Annotated in this window: 8 protein-coding genes; 2 read left to right on the top strand and 6 right to left on the bottom strand. The window is 69.1% G+C overall.

Annotated elements, in window-relative coordinates; genetic code table 11:
• Window positions 1-39: 39 nt before the first annotated feature.
• Window positions 40-975, top strand: coding sequence for a DUF2950 domain-containing protein (locus tag AC1D2E_RS27100; RefSeq protein ID WP_478200258.1), 936 nt, complete (start codon window positions 40-42; stop codon window positions 973-975).
• 42 nt (window positions 976-1,017) lie between these two features.
• Window positions 1,018-2,784: a SulP family inorganic anion transporter gene (locus AC1D2E_RS27095; protein ID WP_478200257.1), complete on the top strand. Its 1,767-nt coding sequence runs from the start codon at window positions 1,018-1,020 to the stop codon at window positions 2,782-2,784.
• Window positions 2,785-2,790: 6 nt separating this feature from the next.
• Here the strand turns inward: AC1D2E_RS27095 and AC1D2E_RS27090 are convergent, their stop codons facing one another.
• The 6 genes from AC1D2E_RS27090 to AC1D2E_RS27065 are packed head-to-tail and all read right to left on the bottom strand — an operon-like array spanning window position 2,791 to window position 7,545.
• Window positions 2,791-3,321 carry an N-acetyltransferase family protein gene (locus tag AC1D2E_RS27090; protein ID WP_478200256.1) on the bottom strand — a complete coding sequence of 177 codons (531 nt, stop codon included), beginning with the start codon at window positions 3,319-3,321 and terminating at the stop codon, window positions 2,791-2,793.
• A gap of 26 nt (window positions 3,322-3,347) precedes the next feature.
• Window positions 3,348-4,229: a polyphosphate kinase 2 gene (gene ppk2 / locus AC1D2E_RS27085; RefSeq protein ID WP_478200255.1), complete on the bottom strand. Its 882-nt coding sequence runs from the start codon at window positions 4,227-4,229 to the stop codon at window positions 3,348-3,350.
• 25 nt (window positions 4,230-4,254) lie between these two features.
• A complete protein-coding gene (locus AC1D2E_RS27080; protein WP_478200254.1) occupies window positions 4,255-5,271 on the bottom strand; it encodes a hypothetical protein in 1,017 nt (338 codons plus the stop codon).
• A 20-nt stretch (window positions 5,272-5,291) separates the two neighbouring features.
• Window positions 5,292-5,546: an RNA-binding protein gene (locus tag AC1D2E_RS27075; protein WP_478200253.1), complete on the bottom strand. Its 255-nt coding sequence runs from the start codon at window positions 5,544-5,546 to the stop codon at window positions 5,292-5,294.
• 27 nt (window positions 5,547-5,573) lie between these two features.
• Complete coding sequence (gene fabI, locus AC1D2E_RS27070; protein WP_478200252.1) at window positions 5,574-6,356, bottom strand: enoyl-ACP reductase FabI; 783 nt, start codon at window positions 6,354-6,356, stop codon at window positions 5,574-5,576.
• The gene (locus AC1D2E_RS27065) at window positions 6,346-7,545 is read right to left on the bottom strand and encodes an acetate/propionate family kinase (protein WP_478200251.1); all 1,200 of its coding nucleotides are present in this window, start codon (window positions 7,543-7,545) and stop codon (window positions 6,346-6,348) included. Before AC1D2E_RS27065 ends, fabI begins: the two co-directional genes overlap by 11 nt.
• Between the last annotated feature and the right edge of the window lie 4 nt (window positions 7,546-7,549).

The raw sequence follows: 7,549 nt of genomic DNA, 5'->3' as shown, positions 1-7,549 counted from the left end.
GGGGGCGGCGGCGGCCGTGGCCGCTGACAGGAGACATACATGGCGCAATCGACACCACTCCAGCGCTTCGGGACTTCGCTCCTGAACCCCTTCACCTTCAAGCGCTTCGCGGCGGCCGTGGCCATCACGCTCTCGCTCGCCTCGGGATCTTCGTTCGCGCAGCGCGCCTATCCGACACCGGAGGCGGCCGCGCAAGCCTTCGTCGATGCCGTTTCGCGCGTCGATAACGCCGCCCTGGGCACGGTGCTCGGGCCCGACTGGCGGCGCTTCGTTCCGCCAGCCGGCATCGACGCGGAAGACGTCTACACCTTTCTCGGCGCCTGGGCCAAGCGGCACCAGGTCATTCTCGAGAATCCGGGCAAGGCTGTGCTTGCGGCCGGCGAAGGCGACTGGACCTTGCCGGTGCCGATCGTCAAGAGCGCCGCCGGCTGGCGCTTCGATCCGCGAGCGGGCGCCGACGCCATGCGCAGCCGGCGCATCGGCCGCAACGAGCTCGCCGCCATGCAGGCGGCGCTGGCCTACTTCGATGCCCAGAAGGAATACGCGCAGAAGGACCGGGACGGCAACGGCGTGCTCGAGTACGCACAGAAATTCGCCAGTTCACCCGGCAAGCACGATGGCCTGTACTGGCCCGACGCCGCCGGGCAGGACGAGAGCCCGCTCGGGCCGCTGTATGCCCCCCGCACGGCCGGCGAGGGCTACCACGGCTACCACTTCAAGATCCTCAAGGCCCAGGGCAAGGACGCACCGGGCGGCGCCTACGACTACGTGATCGGCGGCCGGATGCGGGGCGGCTTCGCGCTCGTCGCATGGCCCGTGCGCTACGGCGAGACGGGCGTGATGAGCTTCCTGGTCAGCCACGACGGCATCGTCTACGAGAAGGACCTGGGGCCGGGCAGCGACGCCGCCGCGCGCGCCTTGACCCGCTTCGATCCGGATCCGGGCTGGCGCAAGGCGATCGTGCCCGGAAGCTGAGTTGCGCCTGGCTGCCGCCGCCGGACATCTCGGGGATCCGCCGTGAACCACACTCCCCGGGACAGCGAGGGCCCGTCCCCGCTGCGCTGGCTGCCGGGCTGGCGGACGCTGCGTTCCTACGAACTCACCTGGCTGCGGCATGACCTCGTAGCCGGCCTGGTCCTGACCACGATGCTGGTGCCGGTCGGCATCGCCTATGCCGAGGCATCGGGCGTCGGCGGCATCTACGGCCTCTACGCGACCATCGTTCCGCTGCTGGCCTACGCGCTGTTCGGGCCCAGCCGGATCCTCGTGCTGGGCCCCGACTCGGCACTCGCGGCCCTGATCCTGGCGGTCGTGGCGCCGCTGTCCGCGGGCGATCCCCTGCGTGCCATCGCCCTCGCGAGCGCCATGGCCATCGTCTCCGGCGTGGTCTGCATCTGCGCCGGCCTCGCCAAGCTCGGCTTCGTGACCGAGCTGCTCTCGAAGCCGATCCGCTATGGCTACATGAACGGGATCGCGCTCACGGTGATCGTGAGCCAGATGCCGAAGCTGTTCGGGTTTTCGGTCGACGCCGAAGGCCCGCATCGCCAGCTCTGGGCCTTTGCCCAGGGCCTGCTGGCCGGCAAGCCGAATTCGACCGCGCTCGCGATCGGAGCCGCAACGCTCGCGGCCATTCTTGCCCTGTCGCGGCTGCCGCGGGTCCCGGCCGTGCTGCTCGCGGTCGTGGTGGCCACGGTGGCCACCCATGCGTTCGACCTCGCCGCACGCGCCGGCATCTCGGTGCTGGGCGCCCTGCCCCAGGGCCTGCCGGCACCCCGCCTGCCGGTCATCGGCGTGGCCGACATCACGCCGGTGCTGCTCGGCGGCCTGGCCGTGGCGCTGGTGTCCTTCGCCGACACCAGCGTGCTGGCGCGCGTGTACGCCGCGAGGATGGGCACGCCGCCCGCCCCGAACCAGGAAATGATCGGCCTCGGCGCCGCCAATCTCGCCGCCGGGTTCTTCCAGGGCATGCCGATCAGCAGCAGCGCATCGCGCACCCCGGTGGCCGAGGCCGCCGGCGCGCGCACGCAGCTCACCGGTGTGGTCGGCGCCCTGGCCATCACGGCGCTGCTGCTGGTGGCGCCGAACCTGCTGCGCGACCTGCCCAGCGCGGCGCTCGCGGCCGTGGTCATCGCGGCGGCCATCGGCCTCATCGAGGTCGCCGACCTGCGCCGCATCTATCGCATCCAGCAGTGGGAGTTCTGGCTCTCGATGGTCTGCCTCGCCGGCGTCGCGCTGTTCGGTGCGATCCCCGGCATCGGCATCGCGGTCGTCATCGCGGTGATCGAATTCCTCTGGGACGGCTGGCGTCCCCATTCCGCCGTGCTCGGACGGGTCGACCGCATCAAGGGCTATCACGACATCGAGCGCTACCCCGAGGCCAGCCGCATTCCGGGCCTGGTGCTGTTCCGCTGGGATGCGCCCCTCTTCTTCGCGAATGCGGAGTTCTTCCGCGACCAGGTGCTGGCGGCGGTGGCGAGCGCACCCACGCCGGTGCGCCGGATCGTGGTCGCGGCCGAACCGGTGACGAGCGTCGACGTGACCGCCGCCGACATCCTCGCGGAACTCGACGACACACTGCTCGCCGAGGGCATCGAGCTGAATTTCGCCGAAATGAAGGATCCGGTGAAGGACAAGCTCAAGCGCTTCGGCCTCTTCGCGCGCCTGGGCGCCGAGCGTTTCTACCCGACGCTCGGCGAAGCCGTGCGGGGCTACCTGCGCAGCCACCCGGTCGATTGGGAAGACTGGGAAGACGAGGCTCCGGAGCCGGGACAGGCAGATGCCTGAGCGCGCTCAATGGCCCGGGCCGAGAGCGCGCCTCACCACCCGCACGGTGGCGTCGCCGGGACACTGCGATTCATGGAAGCCGAGGCGCTTGGCGAGCCCGCGCATGGGCGCGTTGGCCGACAGGACATAGCCCTCCATGGACCGGAATCCATGCGCCTCGGCCGCTGCCATCAGCGTCTCCATGAGCCGCGGCGCCAGGCCCTGGCCTTGCCAGCCGTCGACAATCGCGATGGCGAACTCGCAGTTGTCGCTGCCGCGCTCCGAGGCATAGCGCGCCCCGCCGATGATGGCTTCGCCGGGGCCCTCTCCCGCGACCGCGACCAGCGCGAACTCCCGGTCCGGCCGCGGGTGCGTCGCCGCCTCGAGCAGGGTGTCCGGGATCTCCCGCATCGTCGCCATGAAGCGCGTGTAGCGCGAGTCCGGCGACATGCGCTCGAAGGCGGCCTGCAGTCCCTCCTTGTCCCCGGGAAGGATCTCGCGCACGCTCACCCGGCGGCCATCGCGCAGCAGCACGGTCGCCGGAAGAGCCGGGGCCAACGGGGAGTCCGCCGGGTCGTCCATGGCTAGAAGACCTCGGKGACGTAGCGGAACGGATGATCCAGTTCCTGGTAGTCGCTGCGCCCCTGCCGTTTCGGCAGCTTGACCTTCTCGCGCGGCACGGATTGATAGGGCACGTGCGCCAGCAGGTGCTTGATCAGGTTCAGGCGCGCGCGCTTCTTGTCGTCGGAGCGCACGATGAACCACGGCGCCGTCGGCAGGTCGGTGGCCTTGAACATCTCGTCGCGGGCGCGCGAGTAGTCGTACCAGCGGCTGTAGGACTTGAGGTCCATCGGCGTCAGCTTCCAGACCTTGCGCCCGTCCTCGATGCGGGCCTCCAGCCGGCGGGTCTGCTCCTCGGGGCTGACCTCGAGCCAGTATTTCAGCAGGATCACGCCGGAATCGATGATCGCCCGCTCCACCAGGGGCGTCGCGGCGAGGAAGGCCTTGGCCTGGGCATCGGTGCAGAACCCCATGACGCGCTCGACGCCGGCGCGGTTGTACCAGCTGCGGTCGAAGATCACGACCTCGCCCGCGGCCGGCAGATGGGGAATATAGCGCTGCAGATAGATCTGGGACTTCTCGCGCTCCGTCGGGGCCGGCAGCGCGAGGACGCGAAACACCCGCGGGCTGACGCGCTCGGTGATCGCCTTGATCGTGCCCCCCTTGCCCGCACCGTCGCGCCCCTCGAAGAGCACGCAGACCTTGAGCCCGGCGTGCTGCACCCACTGCTGCAGCTTGACCAGCTCGACATGGAGCGCCCGCATCTCCTTGTCGTATTCCTTTCTCGACAGCGGCTTGTGCGCCGAGGTCTTGGCGTCGTCTTCGCTCGCTTGCGGGGCCGGTTCATGGGCGTCGTCCTTGTGGGCGGTCTTTCCCTGGTGTTCCTTCTTCTCGGTCTTCGACATGATTGCCTCCATCGGTTGTTTCAACTCACAGCAGCCTCGCGGCTTCGTCCAGCAGGTTCCGGGGCTTCGGTACGTCGACCCTGGCCACCCGTACCAGCGCGAACGCGCGCTCGCTCGGCGGGTCGCCCGGGACCCGGGCGATCTCCAGATCGAGCGTGTGGCCATCCTCCGTGCCCTGCGCCGGGAGAACGACGTTCATCCGGCTCAGGCGCAGGGTTCTCGGGGTGACGCGAATCAGGTTCCGGGCGTCCGCGAACACCTCGCACATGCGGTCGAGCTGGCGGTCCAGCGCCTCGGCACGCGAGCCCAGGCTCTTGAGCGCCTGGTCGTTCTCCTCACGCTGCGCGCGCAGGCGCGCCAATTCGCCGGCATCAACCTCGGCGTCGCCGCCGAGCACCGATTGCATGCCGACCCCTTGCCGCCCCAGCAGCCGCAACCGGGCCGCGACCAGCGCGCGCTCCTGCTCCAGGTCGTCACGACGGACGGTGTCCGCGGCGATCCCGGCCAGCGCCTCGATCGCCAGCTGGTCGACCATCCGGCGCCGGATCTCCTGCCTGAGCTCGGCCTCCGTCGCGCCGCAGATCCTGATCTGGTGATCGCTGAAGCTTACTGTGGTCTGCGCGACATCCGAGCGCATGACATCGCCTTCCTGCGCAACGCCCAGCGTGCGGCGTTCGTTCATCGCCATCCCGAGCACGGCATAGGCCTCCGAAAGGCCCGGCTGCTGATCGAGCAAGCTGGCCAGTTCCGTCGAGCGGCCGAGTGTGGGTCCGACATCGTCCGCAGCGCCGAAAAACGCGCGAATATAAGAGTCGGAGCCCCAGCTTGCCGGGCTCAACGCATGCGGCGAAGGAAATCCGGCCACCAGTTCGCGCAGGTGTTCCGCCGCCTGGGCGATCGCCGACCTCAATCGCTCTTCATGGCCTTGCGCCAATCGCAGCCGCGGGCTCAGGTCGATGACGCGAGCGATCATGCGTTCGACTTCCTCGTCCCGCGGCGCGTGCTTTTCCTTGTCGCCGAACAGGCGGCCGATGAGTCCCATGGCGCGTTTCTCCAGCGTGGTCAGGCGAAGTCGTCGCTCAGGATCTGCGCATTGATCCGGCCCTTCCTCCAGTACATGTCGTGGATCCTTTCCTTGAGCTTGCGCAGGCCATCCGGATGCACATCGCGGAAGGTCAGCACCACCGCAGGCCGCGAGCCGTCGCCCGGGACATGCTGGATTTCGTCGAAGGCCGGAAACCCGTACTTCACCAGGAAGGCCTTGACCTCCTCGTCGGTGGTGTCGCTTTCGATATTTCCCAACAACAGCCGTGCCATCTCGAATCTCCTTGGAAGCTGAATTTGCTACGCCATGATGTGAACGCCGCCGTCGACGTACAGCGTTTCACCCGAGAGCCGCCGCGCGTAAGGCGTCGCAAGGAACGCGCAGGTGAAGCCGACATCCATGATGTCGACCAGCTCGCCGAGCGGAGCGCGCTGCGCCGCTTCGGTGAGCAACAGGTCGAAGTCCTTGAGCCCGCCGGCCGCCCGGGTCTTGAGCGGACCGGGGGAGATCGCGTGCACCCGGATGCCCTGGGGGCCGAGCTCGTAGGCCAGGTAGCGGGCCGACGCCTCGAGGGCGGCCTTGACCGGCCCCATCACGTTGTAGTTGGGGACCACCTTGTTGGCGCCGTGGTAGGACATCGTGAACATCGTGCCGCCGTCCTTCATCAGGGGGGCGGCCAGCCGGGCCATCCGCACGAAGGAATGGCACGAGACGTCCATCGCCTGGGCGAAGCCCTCGGCGGAGCATTGCAGCAGGCCCCCTTGCAGGTCCTCCTTCGGTGCCCATGCGATCGAGTGCACCACCACGTCGAGCCGGCCCCATTCACTCTCGATCCGCTGGAACAGCGCTTCCAGCTCGCCGGCCTTGGAGACGTCCAGCGGCATCAGGATCGGCGCCTCGAGGGCGGTCGCCAGCGGCTCGACATGGACCCTCGCCTTCTCGCCGGCGTAGGTGATGGCCAGATCGGCGCCCAGCTCGCGGAAGGCCGCTGCGCAGCCGTAGGCGATCGAGTGCTCGTTGGCGATCCCGCAGACCAGCACCTTGGCGCCCTTGAGCAGCGGGCGTGGCAATTCAATGGTCATCGTCACTCCCTGAAGCGATCACATGGTGGGTATGTCGGGCGATCATCCACTCCTCGTTGGTGGGGATCACCCATGCCGAGACCTTGCTCGACGTCGTGCTGATGCGCGGCCCGTCGGACCGGTTGGCTTGCGCATCGAGCTCGACGCCGAGCCAGGCCGCGTCGCGGCAGACGCGCTCGCGCAGCGCCGCTGCGTGCTCGCCGATCCCGGCGGTGAACACCAGCGCGTCGATGCCCTGCGTCGCGGCAGCCAGGGATCCGAGTTCGCGCCCGATCCGGTAGGCATAGAGATCGATGGCGAAGCGGGCGCGGGCGTCGTCGCTGGCCAGCAGCACCCGCATGTCGCTCGACAGGCCGGAGACGCCCAGCAGCCCGGACTTCTTGTAGATCAGCTCCTCGACCGCGCGCGCATCCATCCGCATTTCGTCCAGCAGGTAGAGGATCACGCCCGGATCCAGATTGCCGCTGCGCGTGCCCATCGGCAATCCGTCGACCGCAGTGAATCCCATGGTGCTGGCGAGGCTGCGGCCGGCGGACATCGCGCACATGCTGGCGCCGTTGCCGAGGTGCGCGACGATCGTCCGGCCCGCCGCCGCCTTCGGATCGAACTGCGGCAGCACGCTGGCGATGTACTCGTAGGACAGGCCGTGGAAGCCGTAGCGCCGCACGCCGAGGGCGGTGATCGCGGAGGGCAGCGCAAAGGCCTGGGCCACCTCGGGTTGCGCGCGATGGAAGGCCGTGTCGAAGCAGGCCACCTGGGGCAGGTCCGGCCGCTGCTTCGCGACCACCTCGATGGCCTCGAGGTTGTGCGGCTGGTGCAGGGGGGCCAGCGGAATGAGCGTCTGGAGCGCCGAGACCACCTCTGGCGTGACCCGTGTCGCCTGCGAGAACCCCAGTCCGCCATGGACGACGCGGTGGCCGACGGCGGCCAGCTCGTAGCCTTCGCGGTGTTCCCGCAGGAAGGTCGCCAGGTGGCCGATGGCGCCCGCATGCCCCAGCTCGACCCCCTCGCCCCACGCCTTGGCGCCGACCTCCGCGCCTTGGCCGTCCACGGCCGCGAAACGCGGCGCGGTGAAGAGCCCCTCGACCTGGCCGCGCAGGACCAGATCGAGCGCCTGGCCCCGCATCGCGAAGGCGCTGAACTTGATGCTCGACGAGCCCGCGTTCAGCACCAGGATGACGTCGGTCATGGCC

The sequence above is a fragment of the Variovorax sp. P1_H2 genome, from assembly GCF_056405295.1.
This window is presented reverse-complemented; position numbering and strand designations above follow the sequence as displayed.

Coding starts and splice junctions, on each gene's coding strand:
- AC1D2E_RS27100 (WP_478200258.1), top strand. CDS start 40: ATGGCGCAATCGACACCACTCCAGCGCTTCGGGACTTCGCTCCTGAAC.
- AC1D2E_RS27075 (WP_478200253.1), bottom strand. CDS start 5,546: ATGGCACGGCTGTTGTTGGGAAATATCGAAAGCGACACCACCGACGAG.
- fabI (WP_478200252.1), bottom strand. CDS start 6,356: ATGACCATTGAATTGCCACGCCCGCTGCTCAAGGGCGCCAAGGTGCTG.
- AC1D2E_RS27065 (WP_478200251.1), bottom strand. CDS start 7,545: ATGACCGACGTCATCCTGGTGCTGAACGCGGGCTCGTCGAGCATCAAG.
- AC1D2E_RS27080 (WP_478200254.1), bottom strand. CDS start 5,271: ATGGGACTCATCGGCCGCCTGTTCGGCGACAAGGAAAAGCACGCGCCG.